Origin of the sequence: Aureimonas sp. D3 (genome assembly GCF_001463805.1) — a bacterium.
Classification (GTDB): Bacteria; Pseudomonadota; Alphaproteobacteria; order Rhizobiales; family Rhizobiaceae; genus Aureimonas; species Aureimonas ureilytica_A.
This window is the reverse complement of the sequence record NZ_BBWM01000002.1, coordinates 31,729-49,876: the sequence shown is the minus strand read 5'-3', so window position 1 is coordinate 49,876 and position 18,148 is coordinate 31,729. Positions and strand designations below refer to the sequence as shown.

Genomic DNA, 18,148 nt, shown 5'->3' with positions numbered 1-18,148 from the left:
CCGAGCGAAAAGGGAAATGGCCCGGCCGCGAACGGCCGAGCCGGGAGGACATCAGTCTTCCAGAACCCAGGTGTCCTTGGTGCCGCCGCCCTGGCTGGAATTCACTACGAGCGAGCCCTCTTTGAGCGCGACGCGCGTCAGCCCCCCCGGAATGATCTTCACGCTATCGGACACGAGCACGAAGGGGCGCAGGTCCACATGGCGCGGCGCGAGACCTTTTTCGGTCAGGATCGGAACGGTGGACAGGGCCAGCGTCGGCTGGGCGATGTAGTTTCCGGGGCGCGCGCGCAGCTTGGCGGCGAAGGCCTCCCGCTCGGCCTTCGAGGCCGCGGGGCCGACCAGCATGCCGTAGCCGCCCGACCCGTGCACTTCCTTCACCACCAGGTCTTCGAGGTGCTCCAGCACGTAGGCGAGGCTCTGTTCCTCGGCGCAGCGCCATGTCGGCACGTTTTCGAGAATGGCCGGCTTGCCTGTGTAGAACTCGACGATCTCCGGCATGTAGGAATAGATCGCCTTGTCGTCCGAAATGCCGGTTCCCGGCGCATTGGCGATGGTGATGCCGCCGTTGCGATAGACGTCCATGATGCCGGGAACGCCGAGCACGGATTCAGGGCGGAAGACGTCCGGGTCGAGGAAGGCGTCGTCCACGCGGCGATAAAGGACATCGATCGGCACGTAGCCTTGCGTCGTGCGCATGGCGATCCGGCCGTCCACCAGCTTCAGGTCGGTGCCTTCCACCAGTTCGACGCCCATCTGGTCGGCGAGGAAGGCATGCTCGTAATAGGCCGAGTTGTGGATGCCCGGCGTCAGCACCGCAACGCGCGGCGTGCCCTTGCAGGCGGGCGGGGCGACCGCCTGAAGCGAGCGGCGGAGATGGCGCGGATAGGTTTCCACCGGGCGCACGCGATTCTGCGCGAAAAGCTCGGGAAACATCTGCATCATCGTTTCCCGGTTCTCGATCATATACGAGACGCCGGAGGGCGTGCGGGCATTGTCTTCCAGCACGTAGAACTGGTTCTCGGCCGTGCGCACGATGTCAACGCCGATGATGTGAGTATAGACGCCGCCGGGCGGTCGGAAGCCGACCATCTGCGGAATGAAGGCCTCGTTGCCCTTGATCAGCCGCTCGGGAACGATGCCGGCTTTCACGATCTCCTGGTCATGATAAATGTCGTCCAGAAAGGCGTTGAGCCCGCGAACGCGCTGTTCGATGCCTTCCGCCAACTTCGACCATTCGCGGCCGGAAATGATGCGCGGAACGAGATCGAAGGGGATCAGGCGCTCGGCGGCTTCCTCATCGCCATACACGTTGAAGGTGATGCCGGTGCGACGAAAGAACCCTTCGGCCTCGGTGGCCTTGCGCGAAAGAGTCTGGGGAACCTGCGTCTCGAACCAGGAATGGAAACGGCGATAAGGATCGCGAACGCCTGCTTCGCTCGCCAGCATTTCGTCGAATGCGCTCAACCCAACCCCCCGATTTATCAACCATCACAAGAATGGCCTAAACCGTCCAAATGCCAAGCCTCGTGACGCGGCATGGCTGATATTCCGTCGCGTCGAGCGGGCTCGAGTCAGGCTCGGGCGGTCACGTCGCTTATTCCGGCGGCAAAGCGTGGAGTGAATCGAGGCATCTGCCAAATGAATGGGCGGAGGGCCAGGCCGTCGAGGACCCGGTCTTCCGGTTCGAAAGCAAGCCTCGAATCAGAGGGCTCGCAATCATGTGAACGGGAAGGGAGGCCCACGAAGCATGGGACCTCGCGGATCGGTCCATCGGCTCGAGCGCTGGATGGTTCTCGCTTCGGCGGCGAGGTATCCCGACGGCCTGAGTCTCGCAGGTCGCGACTAGCCGGCGGGGCAGGGTGATCCTCCGCCGCCTTCGTTGGGCGCGTCTCAGCCCTGCGCGAGCGAGGCGTGATAGGCAGCCAGCACCTCTCCGATTTCGCCCTGCATCCGCATACGCCCATGTTCCATCCAGATGCCCGTCTGGCACCACTGACGCAGCATGTCGTCGGCATGGGAGGCGAGAACGAGGAGACCGGCTTCGCCGATGAAACGGCTCATCCGCTCGCGCGCCTGTGCGATGAAGGCCGCGTCGCCCGCGCCGATGCCCTCGTCGATCAGCAGGATGTCGGGGCGGATCGACGTCGAAACGGCGAAAGCGAGACGCGTCGCCATGCCCGCCGAATAGGTTCGGATCGGCATGTCCAGAAACTCGCCGAGATCGCTGACCAGGGCGATGTCCTTTGCGCGCTCGTGGATCTCGCGCTTGGAATAGCCGAGCAACATGCCGCGCAGGATGATGTTGTCCCAGCCCGTCGCATCCGGGTCCATGCCGAAGCCGATGTCGAACATCGGCGCCACATCGCCCTCGACGCTGACGCGGCCTCCCGTCGGCGCATAGATGCCGGCGATGACGCGCAGCATGGTCGACTTGCCCGCGCCATTGTGCCCGATCAGGCCGACGCGCGTGCCGTGCGTCAGGTCGAAGGAGACATCGTCGATGGCCCGAACCGACATCCGGCCGCTGTCGCGCGGCTGGATCTGGCCGCCCGTCGCAGCCGACAGAACATTGTTCTTCAGCGAGCGATTGCTCGCGTTGAACACGGGAATGTCGACCGAGACGTTCTCGAACTTGATCGAAGCCATTCAGGATCAGGCCCAGTAAGCGATGCGCGGACGATAGCGCGCGAAGAAGTGGAAGGCGACGAAGCCCATCGCCAGCGTGATGGCGATGCAGACGCCCCAGTTTTCCAGCGAGGCGGCATGGCCGAGCAGGGGATCGCGGATGATCTCGATGAAGTGATAGAAGGGATTGGCATGCAGAAACAGCGCGCGCTCGGGCACCTGCTTCGCATCCCAGAGGATCGGCGTCATGAAGAAGACGATCTGCACGACGCTTTGAATGATCATCGGAATATCACGGAAGCGCGCGCAGAGTGGCCCGAGAATCATGGCCATGAAGAATCCGTTCGCCGTGATCAGGACGAACGCCGGAAGGAACATCAGCCCGTTCAACCCCGGCCAAAGCCCGAAATAAAGAGCGACGGCGATATAGATGATGAAATTGTGCCCGAAGGTGATGATCTGCCGCCAGACGAACTGGTAGATATAGATGCTGAGCGGCATCCGAACCTGCCGCACGGACGAGGCAGCGGATGAATAGACGTCGCAGCTGCCCACGATCAAGCCGCTGATCAAGCCCCAGGTGATGAAGCCGACCGCCAGGAAGGGCAGATAGTCCTGAATGGGCTGCTTGAAGATCTGGGAATAGAGAACGCCCAGACCCAGCACCATGAACCCCATGGATAAGGTCAGCCAGAAAGGACCGAGCAGCGAGCGTTGATAATGCTTGCGCACGTCGCGCCAGCCGAGAAACAGCCAGAGTTCACGCAGGCCGAGCCCCTTGGAAAAGTCCGCAAGGCATTCGCGCATCCGATCCGCGCGGTCGGCTCGACCGTTCGAGACATAGACAGGAGCATCCGTCGAAGACATTCTGCCGATGGTCCTTTCCAGCAGGCATCGTGGCGACGTGGCGCCTCATGCGCCATCGGCCACCATGGCCGGGCGGGAAGAGCCGCCCAGCGAAGTCGCGCTGATATAGGTTCGTCTCGCCTGCCACAAGCGAGGCTGACGATCAGAGGCCGCCAGCCGCGATCTTCTGAAGATAGATGCCGTATTGGCTCTTGCCGAGTTCCTTGCCGAGACGCGTCAGCTGGTCGGCATCGATGAAGCCGAGATTGAAGGCGATCTCTTCGGGGCAGCAGACTTTGAAACCCTGACGATGTTCGAGCGTGCGCACGAACTCGGCCGCCTGAAGAAGCGAATCGGGCGTGCCCGTGTCCAGCCAGGCGAAGCCGCGCCCCATGCACTCGACGCTGAGAGAGCCTTCTTCCAGATAGACCCGGTTGAGATCGGTAATCTCCAGCTCGCCGCGCGGCGAGGGCTTGAGCGAGCGGGCGATCTCAGATGCACGTCCGTCGTAGAAATACAGTCCCGTCACCGCCCAGTTCGACGCCGGCTTGACAGGCTTTTCCTCGATCGAGGTGGCACGGCCCTCTTGGTCGAAGGCGACGACGCCGTACCGCTCGGGATCGTTGACGTGGTAGGCGAAGACGCTTGCACCGCTGTCGCGCTGGACGGCGCTGCCCAGAAGCTCGGGAAGGCCGTGGCCGTAGAAGACGTTGTCGCCGAGAATCAGTGCCGACTTTTCGCCGCCGACGAAGTCCTCGCCGATCAGATAGGCCTGAGCGAGGCCATCCGGGCTCGGCTGCTCGGCATAGGTGAACTTCATGCCCCAGCGCTCGCCCGTGCCGAGCAGCGCGCGGAAGCGCGGCAGGTCGTGCGGAGTCGAGATGATGAGAATATCCTTGATGCCGGCGAGCATCAGCACCGACAGCGGATAATAGATCATCGGCTTGTCGTAGACGGGAAGCAGCTGCTTCGACGCCGTCAGCGTCATCGGGTGCAGCCGGGTGCCGCTTCCACCCGCCAGAATGATCCCCTTCATCGCCATGCCTCCATCCGTCCTGTTAACCCAATCCGCTCGTGCGGGCCTGGCCGGGGCAGTTCGCGCTGCTTCCCTTCTTGCCGCAATGCGGGCAATAACTGTAAACGCGTTCAAAACCAACAGGCGAAGGTTGTTTCATGCTCGAAGTCCGCGCTCTGGAAATACCGGACGTTCTGGAAATCACGCCGAGAAAATTCGGGGACGAACGCGGCTTCTTTTCCGAAACCTTCAATCGCGAGCGTCTGCGCGCCAGTGGCGTGGACAAGGACTGGATGCAGGACAATCAGTCCTATTCGGCCGAGGCCTTTACGTTGCGGGGCCTCCATTACCAGGAGCCGCCTTTCGCGCAGGACAAGCTCGTGCGCGTGCTTCGCGGCAAGATCCTGGATGTCGCGGTCGATATCCGCCGGGGCTCGCCGACCTATGGGAAGTGGGTCGCGCTGGAGCTTTCGGCCGAAAGCTTCAATCAGATTCTGGTGCCCGTCGGCTTCGCGCATGGTTTCGTCACGCTCGTGCCGCATACGGAAGTCTTCTATAAGGTGAGCGCGCCCTATAGCGGGCAGCACGACCGTTCGATCCGCTTCGACGATCCGGATTTCGCCATCGAATGGCCGCTGGGAGGGCGTCAGCCCATCCTCTCTACTAAGGATGAAGCCGCTCCGCATCTTCGCGACATCGAGTCGCCCTTCGTCTACGAGGCCTGACCATCATGAAGATTCTCGTCACCGGCGGCGCCGGCTTCATCGGCTCGGCCGTCTGCCGCCATCTGATCAATGACACCGATCATTCGGTGATCAACTTCGACAAGCTGACCTATGCCGCCAGCCTGTCCTCGCTGGATTCGATCGCCTCGAACCCGCGCTATTCCTTCGTGAAGGGCGATATTCTCGATCGCGCTTTCGTGCTGGATCTGCTGCGCCGCGAAGCGGTCGATGCGATCATGCATCTGGCCGCCGAAAGCCACGTGGATCGCTCCATCGACGGACCGGGCGATTTCATTCAGACCAATATCGTGGGCACGTACGAGCTTCTGGAAGCGGCGCGCGCCTACTGGTCCGGCTTGGAAGGCGAGAAGAAGGCGGGCTTCCGCTTCCACCATATCTCGACCGACGAAGTGTTCGGCGATCTGCCGCTGGACGACAGCCTCTTCACCGAGGACACGCCCTATGCGCCGTCTTCGCCCTATTCGGCATCGAAGGCGGCGTCCGACCATCTCGCAATGGCCTGGCACCATACCTACCATCTGCCGGTCGTCCTTTCGAACTGCTCGAACAATTATGGCCCCTACCATTTCCCCGAGAAGCTGATCCCGCTGATCATCCTCAACGGTCTGGAGGGGAAGCGCCTGCCGGTCTACGGCAAGGGCGAGAATGTGCGCGACTGGCTCTATGTCGAGGATCACGCGCGGGCTTTGGCGTTGGTCGCGACTCAGGGCGAGCTTGGCCGGTCCTACAATATCGGCGGGCGCAACGAGCGCTCCAACCTGACCGTGGTGGAGACGATCTGCGACACGCTGGATCGCCTGTCGCCGCTGCCCGATGGCACCAAGCGCCGTACGCTGATCGACTTCGTGACCGATCGTCCGGGCCATGATCTGCGCTATGCGATCGACGCCACTCGCATCGAAACGGAGCTGGGCTGGAAGGCGCAGGAGACGTTCGAGACCGGCCTCGAAAAGACGGTTCGCTGGTATCTCGACAACAAGGATTGGTGGCAGCCGATCCGCGAAGGCCGCTATAGCGGCGAGCGTCTCGGCGCGAAGGCGTGACGGCGATGCGGCTTCTCGTGACGGGGCGCGACGGTCAGGTCGCGCAGGCGCTTCTGGCGCTCTCGGGTTCCGATCTGGAGGTGGTCGCGCTCGGCCGTCCGACGCTCGATCTCACCGATCGCGCTTCGATCGAGCGCGCCATCGCCGAGCATCGGCCCGACGTGGTCGTGAACGCCGCCGCCTATACGGCGGTGGACAAGGCGGAAAGCGACGAGGCGGCAGCCTATGCGGTCAACGCCGAGGGCGCCGGCCACGTCGCGGCTGCTGCCGCCGCGGCTGGGCTTCCGGTCGTTCATATCTCGACCGACTATGTCTTTGCCGGTGACAAGGCGGGACCCTATGTCGAGAGCGATCCGACCGGACCGCAGGGCGCCTACGGCCGCTCCAAGCTCGAGGGCGAGCGGCTGGTCGCACAGGCCAATCCGAACCACGCGATCCTGCGCACGGCCTGGGTCTACGGTCCCTATGGCGCGAACTTCCTGAAGACCATGCTGCGTCTTTCGCAAACGCGCGATCTCTTGCGCGTCGTCGCCGATCAGCGGGGAACGCCGACCTACGCGCCCGATATTGCCGAGGGCATCGTCGCCGTATCCCGTGCGCTCGTGAGTGCACCGGGAGATGCATCGAAGCGCGGCGTGTTCCACATGGTGTCCGAAGGGGAGACGACCTGGGCCGGTTTCTCCGAGGCGATCTTCTCACGTTTGGCCGAGACGGGTGGCAAGCACGTCACGGTAGAGCCGATCACCACGGCGGATTATCCGACGCCCGCCAAACGCCCGGCCAATTCGCGTCTCGACACGACACGCTTCCGTCAATCCTTCGGCCATAGCCTGCCCGAATGGACCGAAGGCGTGTCCCGCTGCATGGCGGCTCTGGCCGCGAACGAGGCTCCTTGAAACACGACGTTCCCGTCATCTTCGTCCATGTCTTCTACCCCGATGTCTGGGCGGAGATGGCCGAGGAGATCGCCCGAAGCTTCGATCGGCCGTTCGAGGTCGTTCTAACTTGCCCGAACTCGGCGCTCGAACTGGTGACCGTCCAGAGCCCGCATCTCGTGCGTCAAAGACGGATCGATGTGGAGAACCGGGGGCGGGACGTCCTTCCCTTTCTTCTGGCGCTGAAAGAAGTCGGCCCGAACTTCGAGATCGGCCTGAAGCTGCACACCAAGCGCTCCAAGCATCGCAGCGACGGAGAAGCGTGGCGGCTGCATCTGACCGGCACGCTGCTTCGCCCCGCGGCCGGGGAGACTCTGCCCGAGCCGCTGGCTCTGATGGAAGAGGATACGCGCTTCGGACTGGTGGCGCCGGCCAATCATATGCTGTCGCTCGATAGCCGCATCGGCCTGAACGCGCGCGCTTTGCGCCGGGTGGCCGATGCCCTCCAGCTTCCTCTCGATCTCGAAGCGTTGGAGAGTGACCATTTCGCCGCCAGTTCCATGTTCTGGTTCCGGCGGGGCGCGCTCGAAGCTCTGAACGAGCCGAAGCTGAAGACCCTGTTCGAGCGCGAAAAGGGCCAGCTCGACGGAACGGTGGCCCATGCGCTGGAGCGTCTCTTCGCGCTTTTGGCCGAGCGACGCGGCATGATTGCGACGGCCGCCGAAGCCGTTCCGGCCTTGCGCAGGGCGTCGCGCGAGGGGGCCTCGTTCAGTGAGATGGCGTCACTCGCCCGGACGGAACTACGGCCGCTCGAGAACCCGTTCATTCTTCCGGTGCCGGAGCTCTGGCGGCGTTATCCCCGCCTAATGCTGGTGGCCCATCATCTTTACCACCATCTGCCGCGACCGATGTTCGTCGTCGCGCGCGTGGTGTTCCGTATTATGATGCGGCGGCCGCGCCGTTCGATCTCGGGGTGAAACGGGAGGGGCGAGCGGTTCTCGCTCCGCCCCAGAACTCCTCGGGCTCAGGCGACCTGAACGGCGCTCAACGATTCCGCCACCGCCTGCACGATGCGATCCTGTGTCTCGTCGGAAAGATAGGCGTGCATCGGCAAGCTTACGACCTCGCCGCATAGCGCTTCCGTCACGGGCAGCCCGTTGCCGCCGACCGGGAAGTGGCGATAGGCCGTCTGCTGGTGCAGGCCCTTGCCGTAATAGATGACGGTCGGGACGCCGCGCTCTTTCATCGCGGCCATGAAGGCGTCGCGCCGGCCGCCGGGCACCCGGATCGTGTATTGCGCCCAGGTGGACACGACATCGCCGGCGATCGTCTGAGGGGCGACGCCGAGCAGCATCTCACTGTAGCGCGCGGCAATGCGCATCCGCGCTTCGATCTCGCCGGCAAAGAGCGGCAGCTTCTCGTTCAGGACGGCGGCCTGGAACGAGTCGAGACGGGCAGTCAGGCCCAGCCGGACATTATCATACTTGTCGCTGCCACTGCCATGGATGCGAATGGAGCGCAGGATGGCGGCGAGCTCTTCGTCGTCGGTCTGGATCGCACCACCGTCGCCATAGCAGCCAAGCGGCTTGGCGGGGTAGAAGCTGGTGGCCACGACATCGGCCCAATGGCCGGCAAGATGCCCGTCGCGCGTCGAGCCGAAGCCCTGCGCCGCGTCGGAAATCAGCTTCAGCCCGAACTCGTCCGCCGTCGCACGGATCGGCGCGTAATCGGCGATCTGGCCGAACAGGTCCACTGCGATGATCGCGCGCGGGCGCAGCTCGCCCCGGCTGGCGATGGCCGCGACCGTCCGGCGCAGATGTGCGGGGTCCATGTTGAACGTATCGGGCAGGACATCGACGAAAACGGCTGTCGCGCCGGTGAGGCCGACGACCTCGGCCGTCGCCGCGAAGGTGAAGCTCGGCACGAAGACGGCATCGCCCGGCCCGATGTTCCAGGCCATGAGCGGCATCAGGAGCGCATCCGTTCCCGACGCGCAGGAGATCGTCTCCTTCATGCCACTGAAAGCCGAAAGCGCGGCTTCGAACTCGGCGACTTCGGGTCCTTGGATGAACGAGCCCTGATCCATGATCCGGCCGAGACGCGCTTCGATCCGCTCGCGAATGAGATCGCGCTGCGTTGCCAGATCGATGAACGGAATCGGTTGAGTCATGTCGGGGTCCTCGTCAGAAACGGATGCGGCGACGCGCATCCGCAGCGTCTCAGCGCTCAGAGCCTGTTTGGAAACTCCCCGGCGGAGGGCTGGCGAGGGATTTTTCGGCCTTCGGGCGGAGGCAAACGCAGTCGATGCCGGCGGCATCGGCTGATATTGACGACAAACCGAGGCCGTAAAAGAACCGCCGGACCGACCCGGTGGAGTTTCCAAACAGGCTCTAAAGCCTCGCCGCGCAAAAACCAAGCGAGGCGAAGGGAGGGCCTATCACGATTGATGGGCCGGGGCGCAAGCGCGTGATGGCGCTAGCCGAGACCCATGCGACGGTAGAGCGCGGCGACGGTCGCCATCACGTCCGCTTCCGTATAGCCGCTGCGCACACGGGCCGCCGCGCTCTCGCCCAGGGCCGAGAGGCGCGCGCGATCTTGCGCGAGTTCTTCGATCCGGGCCGCGAAGCCTGCGGCATCGCCAACGGGCAGAACATATCCGTCTTCGCCATCGCGAACGAAGTCGCGGCAGCCCGGAACGTCCGTCGTCAGGGCCGCGCGCCCGCAGGCCGCCGATTCCAGAAGCGTCCGTGGCAGGCCTTCGCCGCCACGCGAGGGCAGGATGGCCAGATCGTGATCGCGCCAGACGGAGGCGATGTCGCGGGTCGGCCCATACCAGCGCAGGCCCGGCTCGCGCGACCAGTCGTGCAGCGTCTCCAGCGGTACGGCCTTTGGATTGGAGGGATCGGGCGAGCCGTAGAGGTCGAGCTCGACATTCGTGCCGCGCGAACGGGCGAGCCGAACGGCCTCGACCGCCGTGTCCACACCCTTCGACCAGAGAAGGCGGGCGACGAGGGCAAGGCGCAATGTATCTCCCTCGGGCAGGGGGGAGGCGGGATAGCGTGCGGGATCGATGCCGGCACCATTGACGATCGTCACCTGGGGTGAAGCGGGGTCTAGACCGAGCAGGTGCGGATCGTCATGGTTCTCGAACAGGTAATGCGTGCCAGCGGTCTCCAGCCCCCAACGCACGATGGTGCGAACCATCCGGCGAGCAAGGCGCGCCGTCCCGTCCTGCCGCGCGCCGAGAAAGCCGAGGCCGGTCAGTGCGAAGACGGTCCGCTTCACGCCTGCCAGTCGGGCGGCGAGGCCGCCGACGAGAATGGGCTTCAGCGAGATGCAGTGAACGAGATCGGGCCGCTCGCGGCGCAGGATGGCAGCCAGCCGCCGTGCCGTGTCCAGCGCGTGAAGCGGGTTGGTGCTCCGGCGCTCGGCTTCCAGCGCGACGACGCGGGCACCGGTCGCCTCGATGATTTCGGCATGATCGCGAACGCGCGTCACCACCACCACCTCCAGCCCAAGCTTCAGGCCAACGCGGGCCATGGGGAGGAAGTGAGACGCGAAGAACCAATCTTCGGTGACGACGAACAGGAGCTTGCGCAAGGTCGAACGGGTCCGCTGGGAGCGATGAGGTGCGGCTTATCGCGCGGCGAGTGAGGCGAATAGGGCGGTCAAGCCTCTCTCGGAACGAAAAGCGGCGATGCGTGGCGCCCGCGCGCTGGAAGAGCGAGAGGTGTTGCCTAACTCGCCTTCCATGACCCAGCGCGCACCTGAAACGATCACCCTGCCTGTCCACGAGCCGCTTCGCCCGCCCCCGGAGGATTGGCTGCTGGCCTATGCGGCGATCGTGCCGATCACGGCGGGCGCGCTTTCGCTCTTCGTTCTGCCGGACTGGAGCGCGACGCTCCTGCCGCTGACCCTCGTCTGGGCCGGGGCAATCGTGACGTTCTTGTCGGGCGTGCGGCGCGGGGTGAGCTTCCGTATGCCCGATGGCGCCCATCTCAGCCAGTTGGCGATGATGATGTGGCTTTTTCTCGCCGGCATCGGCTCGATCCTGCTGACCGGAGCCGGGCGGTTCGGCCTCGCGACAGCTCTTCTCCTCCTAGCTTATCTTTCGCTGGCGGTGCTGGACCCGATTGCCGCGCGCAGGGAAGAAGTGCCGAACTATTTCGCGGGACTTCGACCGATGCAGATGGGGCTGGCGGTCGTGTCTTTGGCTGTCGTCGGCCTGCGCGTTGGCGGTTGGATTTGACGCCTCATGCTACCGTCTATCGAGAACTCGCCGGTCGATACGCCCCGTGCGTCGTGACGACGCGGCAGGCGCATGGGACGTTAGGCGCATGACAGATTGGTGGACTCTCCCATGACGACTTCCATTCTCATCCTTCTCGGCTTCATCCTGTTCTCGGGGCTGATCGCCGCCAGCGGCATCGTCTTCAAACCAGGCACTTGGTATCAGGGGCTGACGAAGCCATCCTGGACGCCGCCCAACCGCGCCTTCCCGATCGTCTGGAGCGTGCTTTACCTCCTGATCGCCATCAGCGGGTGGCTGGTCTGGCGGCAGGCCGGCTTCGTGATCATCCCGTTCGGCATCTTCCTGGGGCAGATGATCCTGAATTTCCTTTGGTCGATGCTGTTCTTCGGCCGGCGGCGGCCCGACCTCGCCTTTCTCGACATAACGCTGCTGGGCCTCGCCATCGCGGTCAATATCCTGGCCTTCTGGCCCTATAGCCGGACAGCGGCGTTTCTGCTCGTGCCTTATCTGGCCTGGGTCTGCGTCGCCGCTGCGCTCAATCTTAAGGTCTGGCAGCTCAATCGAGACCGCGGCACATTTGCTTAGACAGGTGTCTTGACGCCCGTTCGGTGCCTTGCCAATCCGGCTTCACACAAAGCGGGCCTATCGCCTGCCGGGAGGTTTCATGTCCTATGCCATCTATCCCAGCCTGCGCGGGCGCACAGTTTTCGTCACGGGCGGCGCGTCTGGCATCGGGGCGGACATCGTGCGCGCCTTTGTCGATCAGGGCTCCAAGGTGGGCTTCGTGGATATCGATGCCGAGCGCGGAGCCAAGCTGGCTGAAGACCTGTCGGGCAAGGATTGCGACGTGGCCTTCGAGCCCTGCGACCTCCGCGATATCGATGCGCTGCGCGCTGCCTTCGCACGGCTCGAAGCCTGGCTCGGACCGGCCACCGTCCTCGTCAACAATGCCGCGCGGGACGATCGCCACGGCTGGGAGGACGTGACCCCGGATTATTACGACGAGCGCATCGCCACCAATCTGCGGCACATGTTCTTCGCCATCCAGGCCGTCGCGCCCGGCATGATCGCGGCCGGCGGCGGATCGGTCATCAATTTCGGCTCGAACTCCTGGTGGGAAGCGGGCGGCGGAATGCCGGTCTATACGACCGCGAAATCGGCCGTGCACGGCATGACGCGCTCTTTTGCGCGCGATCTCGGCCCCCATCGCATCCGCGTCAACACAGTGGTTCCCGGCTGGATCATGACCGAGCGCCAGAAGGAGCTTTGGGTGACGCCCGAGGCGCTGGAGGCCCATCTCAAGCGCCAGTGCCTGCCGTTTCCGATCGAGCCGGTTTATCTCGCGCGCATGACCTTGTTCCTCGCCTCCGACGACGCGGCCATGTGCACCGCCAACAATTACATGGTGGAAGCGGGCTCGATCTGAGCCGGGGCCATGCGCCGCTCTCCGCCTCGCTTCCCGGCGGCCGTGGGATCGGTTAGGGGAGGGCATGTCCAGCGCCTGTTCAGCCGAAGCGACCCCGCTTCGGCTTCGGCCTATGCCTGAAAACAAATGGTGAGGGTCTTCCTCTTGAACGAAGGTTCCGGGGAGGGCTCTCGCGCCTGCCGGAGTGTGCCGTGCCCAGCCCCGAATATATTCTGACCCTGTCCTGTGCGAACCGTCCGGGCATTGTCGCTGCCGTGTCGCGGCATCTCTACGACAATGGCGCGGATATTCGCGAGGCGCACCAGTTCGACGACCCGGAAACCGGCCGCTTCTTCATGCGCGTGCGTTTTGCCATCGTGGAATCGGTGGTGCGGGTCGAAAGCCTGACCACGGCCTTTTCCGCGATCGCCGAGCGGTTCGGCATGGATTGGCGCATCGCGGCCAACGATGCGCGCCAGAAGGTGCTGATCCTCGTTTCACGCTTCGATCACTGCCTCGCCGATCTTCTCTATCGCTGGCGGATCGATGAGTTGCGCATGGACATCGTGGGCATCGTCTCGAACTACCCGCGCGAGACCTATGCCCATCATGATTTCGACGGCATTCCGTTTCACTATCTGCCTATCACGCGCGACACCAAGCCGCAGCAGGAGGCCGACATCATCCGCATCGTGGAGGAAACCGGCGCCGACCTCGTGGTGCTCGCGCGCTACATGCAAATCCTGTCGGACGAACTCTCGGCCTATCTCTCGGGCCGCTGCATCAACATCCATCACTCCTTCCTGCCCGGCTTCAAGGGCGCCAAGCCCTATCATCAGGCGCATCGGCGCGGCGTGAAGCTGATCGGCGCGACGGCGCACTATGTGACGGCCGATCTCGATGAGGGCCCGATCATCGAGCAGGATGTCGAGCGCATCTCCCATCATGACGCGCCGGAAGACCTCGTGCGCAAGGGGCGCGACATCGAGCGCCGCGTCCTGTCGCGCGCCATCGCTTGGCATCTCGACAACCGCGTGATCCTGAACAAGGACAAGACGGTGATCTTTCGCGATTGAGAGGCGGAACCTTTGCCGCGTTTCGCCACTATGGGCATCCCATTGATCGGGATGCCCTTTTTGTTTGGCATCCATAAAATTCAGCAGGCCACGCCCCCGTGCCAGGGGGCTTCGGCCGCCTCCATCTGACGCAGGTCGGCGAAGAGTTAACCCTCAGTTAAGGCTGAACGGTTTAACTCCCTCAGCAACAAAGCGTTAATGAAGATGACCGAAGCCCTACCGAACAGCAAAGCGGTCCGCCTGCGCGGCCGATCCTTTCTCGCGCTGGTCCTGTCGCCCGAACTGCCGTTCCGCGACTGGCTCGCGCAGCTGGACGACCTTGCCCGGCGCTCCACGGGCTTTTTCCTGGGCCGGCCCATCGTTCTGGATGTGGCGGGTCTGCCGATCACCCGCGAGCAGCTGGCCGATCTGCTCGCGGAACTGACCAAGCGCAATGTCCGCGTCATGGGCATTGAAGGCGCACTGCCTTCGATTCTTGGGCCGGGAATGCCGCCGGAAATGCGCGGCGGCCGCAACGCAGCCGACATCGAGATGCCCGACGAAACCTCCGCCCCGGCGGCGGCGAAATCCGGCGCGGCGCCCCAGGCGCCCGCCGTTCCGCGCATGACGGCGCCGCCCGTTACGCCGGCGCTGGTGATCGACACGCCGGTTCGCTCGGGCCAGTCGATCATCTTCCCGGAAGGGGACGTAACCGTTCTCGGCCATGTCGCCTCGGGGGCCGAGGTCATCGCCGGCGGTTCGATCCATGTCTACGGCGCCCTGCGGGGGCGGGCGCTGGCAGGGTCGGCCGGCAATGCCAATGCGCGCATCTTCTGCCGCAAGCTCGAGGCCGAACTGATCGCCATCGACGGTCTCTACAAGACCGCCGAGGACCTCGACCCCAAGATGCTGGGCCAGCCCGTCCACATCTGGCTCGACGACACGGCTCTGAGAACCGTGGTCCTATCGAACTGAGCTCGCCTCGGGGCGGGTGCGACGGCCGAACGAAACGAAACGAAAAAAACGACAACAGGGAAAGGCCTGACATGGCTGAGGTGATGGTGGTGACATCGGGCAAAGGGGGCGTCGGAAAGACCACCTCGACCGCCGCGCTGGGCGCAGCTCTGGCACAGAGCGGCCAGAAGGTCGTCGTGGTGGACTTTGACGTCGGCCTGCGCAATCTGGACCTCGTGATGGGCGCCGAGCGGCGCGTGGTCTACGACCTCATCAACGTGGTTCAGGGCGACGCGAACCTCAACCAGGCGCTGATCCGCGACAAGCGCGTCGACACGCTCTGCCTGCTTCCGGCCTCGCAGACCCGCGACAAGGACAACCTGACCCAGGACGGCGTCGATCGCGTCATGGATCAGCTCCGCGCGCAGTTCGACTGGGTGATCTGCGACAGCCCGGCCGGCATCGAGCGCGGCGCGACGCTGGCGATGCGCCATGCCGATCTCGCCGTCGTCGTCACCAACCCGGAAGTGTCCTCTGTGCGCGATTCCGATCGCATCATCGGCCTTCTCGATTCCAAGACGCTGCGCGCCGAAAAGGGCGGCCGCATCGAGAAGCATCTGCTTCTGACGCGCTACGACCCCATTCGCGCCGAGCGCGGGGACATGCTCAAGGTCGACGACGTTCTGGAAATCCTCTCCATCCCGCTTCTGGGCATCGTGCCCGAGAGCGCGGAAGTTCTGCGTGCGTCCAACCTCGGCACGCCGGTCACGCTGTCGGACGCCCAGAGCGCGCCGGCGCGGGCCTATATGGACGCCGCTAAGCGGCTCATGGGTCAGACCGTCCCCATGAACGTGCCGACGGACAAGCGCGGTCTTCTGGGCAAGTTCTTCAGCCGGAGGGCTGCATGAGCCTCTTCAACTTCTTCAACAAGCAGCGGACCACCGCCCCGGCGGCGCGTGAGCGCCTCCAGATCCTGCTCGCCCACGAACGCGCCGAGATCGGACAGTCCGATCTCGTCGCCGTGCTGCGCGAGGAAATTTTGGCCGTCATCGCGCGCCATGTCCCGATCAACCGGGACAAGGTGAAGGTGAAGATGGACCGCAAAGATCAGATGTCGACGCTGGAAGTCGACATCGAATTGCCGCAGCAAGCGGCACTCCTGACGGCGCATTGAAGCCGGCCGGACAGTCTGTCCGGTGGGCCGAAGCCGTTCCACACCAAAGGGAAAGGAGACAGCCATGAGCAGCAGAGCCGAGCTTCTCGTTCGTCTGCAGGAGGTTCAGAACCTCCCACAGATGCAGGGACGCAACATCCGCTCCATCGCGTCCATCCTGTCGACCGAAGCGCTCCGCAAGCATGTGGAGGTCTGCGAAGCGCAGGCCCGCAAGGGCGAGGCGAAGCAGTAGGACCCAAGCCCGACCGCTGACACGAAAAGAGCCTGGCTGCAGGATGCGGCCGGGCTCTTTCTATGGTTGGTGCGGGAGACCTATTTCAGGAGGTTCTTCGAGCGCAGATAGTCTTCGGCCACCGCGCGCGCCGGCTCGCCGCCGAGCTGGACGCGTCCGTTCAGCTCCTGCAGAGTCACGAGATCGAGGCTCTCGAAGATCGGCTTCAGCAGGTTCTCGATCTCCGGGTGCTCCTTGAGCACCGCCTCGCGCACGATGGGCGCGGGCTGGTAGACCGGCTGCACGTTCTTGTCGTCCGCCAGCACCTTGAGGTTGGAGGCCGCGATGCCGCCATCCGTGCCATAGACCATGGCGGCGTTAACGCCATTGGTGTTCTGGGCCGCCGCCGCGATCGTCGCCGCCGTGTCGCCGCCCGAAAGCGTCAGCAACTGGTCGGGCTTCAACGTGAAGCCATAGGTCGTCTGGAACGAGGGCAGGGCGGAGGCGGAGTTCACGAATTCGGCGGAGGCGGCGAGCTTCACGTCGCCGCCCTTGGCCACATAAGAGCCGAACTCGCTGAGCGTCGTCAGCTTGTTCTGGTCCGCGACATCGCCGCGCAGCGCGATGCCCCAGGTGTTGTTGGCCGGCGAGGGCGTCAGCCAGACGATCTTGTTGGCGTCGTAGTCGAGCTTCTTGGCCTCCGCATAGGCCTTGGCCGCGTCCTTCCAGAGAGGGTCCTCGGCGCGGTTGAAGAAGAAGGCCGCATTGCCGGTATATTCGGGATAGATGTCGATCTCGCCCGATGTGATGGCCTTGCGCACCACCGGCGTTCCGCCCAGCTGAATGCGGTCGGTCGTCTCAATCCCGCCATTCTGCAGCGCCAGCATGATCATGTTGCCGAGGACGCCGCCTTCGGTATCGATCTTGGACGAGACAGTGACGGGTGCCGCGAAAGCCCCGCTCGCCAAGGTTGAGCCCAGAAGCAAGGCGGCTGCGAACACGGGAAGGCGCATCGAATGTCTCCAGATCGGGAGAGCCCGACGCTGTTGAGCGACCGGGCTGCAGGTGGTTCGAAACGGCAAACTGGAGCATCACCGGCCGGAAGCCAGAGTGCCGGTGCCGCAGCCGCGCCGTTCGATGCGAATCGCGATCGTTTCAAATCATCAAAGGGACTGTTCTTCGGCGGCTAAATGGTTAAAAATCCGTAAATCTTTACGGAACCAAGCTGGAAACAAAGTGTTCGTCTGACTCCCGCCCTGATGAAATGGGGAACTCCATGACAGCGTCCGATATCGTCACCGCCCTCGAGGCGGGATTGATCACTGAAAACGAAGCCGTCGAGCAGGGGATGGTCGAACGCCTGTCCGACCTCTACGGCAAAACCTCCACATCCCCGCGCTTTGGCGCCTCGTCCGGCCGGGAGCCGCAGACCGCCAGGGTATGGTCGCCCCGTTGAGGCGGGCCGGGCCGCATCGCTTGGTCATGGCTGGAAACGCTTGCTGACCTTGCTCATTCGCATCTAGAACGCAGCCGGCACAAAGCCCAAAGCGGAAGGATTTCGTATGAGCATTCGTCGCATCGAGCCCGGTCATCGCATGAGCGCGGCCGTCGTTCACGGCAACACGGTCTATCTCGCGGGTCAGGTCGGCAATCCCGGTGAGGATGTGACCGCTCAGACCAAGACGGTGCTGTCCGAGATCGATCGCCTCCTGGCCGAGGCCGGCACCGACAAGTCCAAGATCCTTCAGGCGACCGTCTGGCTCGCCGACATGAAGGATTTCGGCGCCATGAATGCGGTCTGGGACGCTTGGGTCGATCCGTCCAACAAGCCCGCGCGCGCGACCGGCGAATCGAAGCTCGCCACGCCTGACTATTTCGTCGAGATCATCGTGATCGCCGCCATCTGAGGCGGCCGGCCGGCGCGCTCATCCCGCGCCGGCCTTTTCG

21 protein-coding genes are annotated in these 18,148 nt (G+C 64.1%); 14 read left to right on the top strand and 7 right to left on the bottom strand.

What is annotated here, in order from left to right; all coding sequences use genetic code 11:
- Nucleotides 1-51: 51 nt before the first annotated feature.
- From AUL36_RS00385 to rfbA, 4 genes are all read right to left on the bottom strand, one after another.
- A complete protein-coding gene (locus AUL36_RS00385) occupies nt 52-1,464 on the bottom strand; it encodes a circularly permuted type 2 ATP-grasp protein (RefSeq protein ID WP_156418210.1) in 1,413 nt (470 codons plus the stop codon).
- A 426-nt stretch (nt 1,465-1,890) separates the two neighbouring features.
- Nucleotides 1,891-2,646: an ABC transporter ATP-binding protein gene (locus AUL36_RS00380; protein ID WP_058598979.1), complete on the bottom strand. Its 756-nt coding sequence runs from the start codon at nt 2,644-2,646 to the stop codon at nt 1,891-1,893.
- Nucleotides 2,647-2,652: 6 nt separating this feature from the next.
- Complete coding sequence (locus AUL36_RS00375) at nt 2,653-3,492, bottom strand: ABC transporter permease (protein ID WP_062216777.1); 840 nt, start codon at nt 3,490-3,492, stop codon at nt 2,653-2,655.
- A 142-nt stretch (nt 3,493-3,634) separates the two neighbouring features.
- A complete protein-coding gene (rfbA, locus tag AUL36_RS00370; protein ID WP_062217153.1) occupies nt 3,635-4,507 on the bottom strand; it encodes a glucose-1-phosphate thymidylyltransferase RfbA in 873 nt (290 codons plus the stop codon).
- Nucleotides 4,508-4,644: 137 nt separating this feature from the next.
- Between rfbA and rfbC the strand changes: the two genes are divergently transcribed.
- From rfbC to AUL36_RS00350, 4 genes are read left to right on the top strand one after another with little or no spacing between them, the layout of a single operon-like run.
- Nucleotides 4,645-5,211, top strand: coding sequence for a dTDP-4-dehydrorhamnose 3,5-epimerase (gene rfbC, locus AUL36_RS00365; protein ID WP_062216774.1), 567 nt, complete (start codon nt 4,645-4,647; stop codon nt 5,209-5,211).
- A gap of 5 nt (nt 5,212-5,216) precedes the next feature.
- Entirely contained in the window at nt 5,217-6,275 is a 1,059-nt protein-coding gene (gene rfbB / locus AUL36_RS00360; RefSeq protein WP_062216772.1) for a dTDP-glucose 4,6-dehydratase, read from the top strand.
- A 5-nt stretch (nt 6,276-6,280) separates the two neighbouring features.
- Complete coding sequence (gene rfbD / locus AUL36_RS00355) at nt 6,281-7,171, top strand: dTDP-4-dehydrorhamnose reductase (RefSeq protein WP_062216769.1); 891 nt, start codon at nt 6,281-6,283, stop codon at nt 7,169-7,171.
- Entirely contained in the window at nt 7,168-8,127 is a 960-nt protein-coding gene (locus tag AUL36_RS00350) for a rhamnan synthesis F family protein (RefSeq protein WP_062216766.1), read from the top strand. The genes rfbD and AUL36_RS00350 overlap by 4 nt, the downstream gene beginning before the upstream one ends.
- A 47-nt stretch (nt 8,128-8,174) precedes the next feature.
- Here AUL36_RS00350 and AUL36_RS00345 read toward each other — a convergent pair whose 3' ends face one another.
- Nucleotides 8,175-9,320 (bottom strand): DegT/DnrJ/EryC1/StrS family aminotransferase, encoded by a 1,146-nt coding sequence (locus tag AUL36_RS00345; RefSeq protein ID WP_062216763.1) that lies wholly within the window; start codon nt 9,318-9,320, stop codon nt 8,175-8,177.
- Between the two features lie 305 nt (nt 9,321-9,625).
- Nucleotides 9,626-10,750: a glycosyltransferase family 4 protein gene (locus tag AUL36_RS00340; RefSeq protein ID WP_062216760.1), complete on the bottom strand. Its 1,125-nt coding sequence runs from the start codon at nt 10,748-10,750 to the stop codon at nt 9,626-9,628.
- 97 nt (nt 10,751-10,847) lie between these two features.
- On the opposite strand from AUL36_RS00340, the gene AUL36_RS00335 reads away from it, so the two are divergent.
- From AUL36_RS00335 to AUL36_RS24110, 8 genes are all read left to right on the top strand, one after another.
- The gene (locus AUL36_RS00335) at nt 10,848-11,399 is read left to right on the top strand and encodes a DUF3429 domain-containing protein (protein ID WP_082655376.1); all 552 of its coding nucleotides are present in this window, start codon (nt 10,848-10,850) and stop codon (nt 11,397-11,399) included.
- Nucleotides 11,400-11,510: 111 nt separating this feature from the next.
- Entirely contained in the window at nt 11,511-11,987 is a 477-nt protein-coding gene (locus AUL36_RS00330) for a TspO/MBR family protein (RefSeq protein ID WP_062216748.1), read from the top strand.
- Nucleotides 11,988-12,066: 79 nt separating this feature from the next.
- On the top strand, nt 12,067-12,828 hold the full coding sequence (locus AUL36_RS00325) for an SDR family NAD(P)-dependent oxidoreductase (RefSeq protein ID WP_058598970.1): 762 nt from the start codon (nt 12,067-12,069) through the stop codon (nt 12,826-12,828).
- A 191-nt stretch (nt 12,829-13,019) separates the two neighbouring features.
- On the top strand, nt 13,020-13,883 hold the full coding sequence (purU, locus tag AUL36_RS00320) for a formyltetrahydrofolate deformylase (RefSeq protein WP_058598969.1): 864 nt from the start codon (nt 13,020-13,022) through the stop codon (nt 13,881-13,883).
- Nucleotides 13,884-14,087: 204 nt separating this feature from the next.
- The gene (minC, locus tag AUL36_RS00315) at nt 14,088-14,837 is read left to right on the top strand and encodes a septum site-determining protein MinC (RefSeq protein WP_058599031.1); all 750 of its coding nucleotides are present in this window, start codon (nt 14,088-14,090) and stop codon (nt 14,835-14,837) included.
- A 71-nt stretch (nt 14,838-14,908) separates the two neighbouring features.
- Nucleotides 14,909-15,724, top strand: a complete 816-nt coding sequence (minD, locus tag AUL36_RS00310) for a septum site-determining protein MinD (protein WP_058598968.1) — start codon at nt 14,909-14,911, stop codon at nt 15,722-15,724.
- On the top strand, nt 15,721-15,990 hold the full coding sequence (minE, locus tag AUL36_RS00305) for a cell division topological specificity factor MinE (RefSeq protein WP_058598967.1): 270 nt from the start codon (nt 15,721-15,723) through the stop codon (nt 15,988-15,990). Before minD ends, minE begins: the two co-directional genes overlap by 4 nt.
- A 64-nt stretch (nt 15,991-16,054) precedes the next feature.
- Nucleotides 16,055-16,222, top strand: a complete 168-nt coding sequence (locus tag AUL36_RS24110; protein ID WP_192843390.1) for a hypothetical protein — start codon at nt 16,055-16,057, stop codon at nt 16,220-16,222.
- Nucleotides 16,223-16,302: 80 nt separating this feature from the next.
- On the opposite strand, the gene osmF is transcribed toward AUL36_RS24110, so the two are convergent.
- Nucleotides 16,303-17,214 (bottom strand): glycine betaine ABC transporter substrate-binding protein OsmF, encoded by a 912-nt coding sequence (gene osmF / locus AUL36_RS00300; RefSeq protein ID WP_192843754.1) that lies wholly within the window; start codon nt 17,212-17,214, stop codon nt 16,303-16,305.
- Between the two features lie 263 nt (nt 17,215-17,477).
- On the opposite strand from osmF, the gene AUL36_RS00295 reads away from it, so the two are divergent.
- Together AUL36_RS00295 and AUL36_RS00290 are read left to right on the top strand one after the other, a co-directional pair.
- Complete coding sequence (locus AUL36_RS00295) at nt 17,478-17,657, top strand: hypothetical protein (protein WP_153005319.1); 180 nt, start codon at nt 17,478-17,480, stop codon at nt 17,655-17,657.
- 106 nt (nt 17,658-17,763) lie between these two features.
- On the top strand, nt 17,764-18,108 hold the full coding sequence (locus AUL36_RS00290; RefSeq protein ID WP_062216742.1) for a RidA family protein: 345 nt from the start codon (nt 17,764-17,766) through the stop codon (nt 18,106-18,108).
- The last annotated feature ends 40 nt before the right edge of the window (nt 18,109-18,148 follow it).

Bases quoted from the DNA above. Each gene is read 5' to 3' on its own strand.
- AUL36_RS00345 (WP_062216763.1), bottom strand. From the start codon at position 9,320: ATGACTCAACCGATTCCGTTCATCGATCTGGCAACGCAGCGCGATCTC.
- AUL36_RS00380 (WP_058598979.1), bottom strand. From the start codon at position 2,646: ATGGCTTCGATCAAGTTCGAGAACGTCTCGGTCGACATTCCCGTGTTC.
- AUL36_RS00330 (WP_062216748.1), top strand. From the start codon at position 11,511: ATGACGACTTCCATTCTCATCCTTCTCGGCTTCATCCTGTTCTCGGGG.
- minE (WP_058598967.1), top strand. From the start codon at position 15,721: ATGAGCCTCTTCAACTTCTTCAACAAGCAGCGGACCACCGCCCCGGCG.
- AUL36_RS24110 (WP_192843390.1), top strand. From the start codon at position 16,055: ATGAGCAGCAGAGCCGAGCTTCTCGTTCGTCTGCAGGAGGTTCAGAAC.
- minC (WP_058599031.1), top strand. From the start codon at position 14,088: ATGACCGAAGCCCTACCGAACAGCAAAGCGGTCCGCCTGCGCGGCCGA.
- rfbA (WP_062217153.1), bottom strand. From the start codon at position 4,507: ATGAAGGGGATCATTCTGGCGGGTGGAAGCGGCACCCGGCTGCACCCG.
- AUL36_RS00335 (WP_082655376.1), top strand. From the start codon at position 10,848: ATGCGTGGCGCCCGCGCGCTGGAAGAGCGAGAGGTGTTGCCTAACTCG.
- osmF (WP_192843754.1), bottom strand. From the start codon at position 17,214: ATGCGCCTTCCCGTGTTCGCAGCCGCCTTGCTTCTGGGCTCAACCTTG.
- AUL36_RS00325 (WP_058598970.1), top strand. From the start codon at position 12,067: ATGTCCTATGCCATCTATCCCAGCCTGCGCGGGCGCACAGTTTTCGTC.
- rfbD (WP_062216769.1), top strand. From the start codon at position 6,281: ATGCGGCTTCTCGTGACGGGGCGCGACGGTCAGGTCGCGCAGGCGCTT.
- AUL36_RS00295 (WP_153005319.1), top strand. From the start codon at position 17,478: ATGACAGCGTCCGATATCGTCACCGCCCTCGAGGCGGGATTGATCACT.
- rfbB (WP_062216772.1), top strand. From the start codon at position 5,217: ATGAAGATTCTCGTCACCGGCGGCGCCGGCTTCATCGGCTCGGCCGTC.
- AUL36_RS00375 (WP_062216777.1), bottom strand. From the start codon at position 3,492: ATGTCTTCGACGGATGCTCCTGTCTATGTCTCGAACGGTCGAGCCGAC.
- AUL36_RS00290 (WP_062216742.1), top strand. From the start codon at position 17,764: ATGAGCATTCGTCGCATCGAGCCCGGTCATCGCATGAGCGCGGCCGTC.
- minD (WP_058598968.1), top strand. From the start codon at position 14,909: ATGGCTGAGGTGATGGTGGTGACATCGGGCAAAGGGGGCGTCGGAAAG.
- rfbC (WP_062216774.1), top strand. From the start codon at position 4,645: ATGCTCGAAGTCCGCGCTCTGGAAATACCGGACGTTCTGGAAATCACG.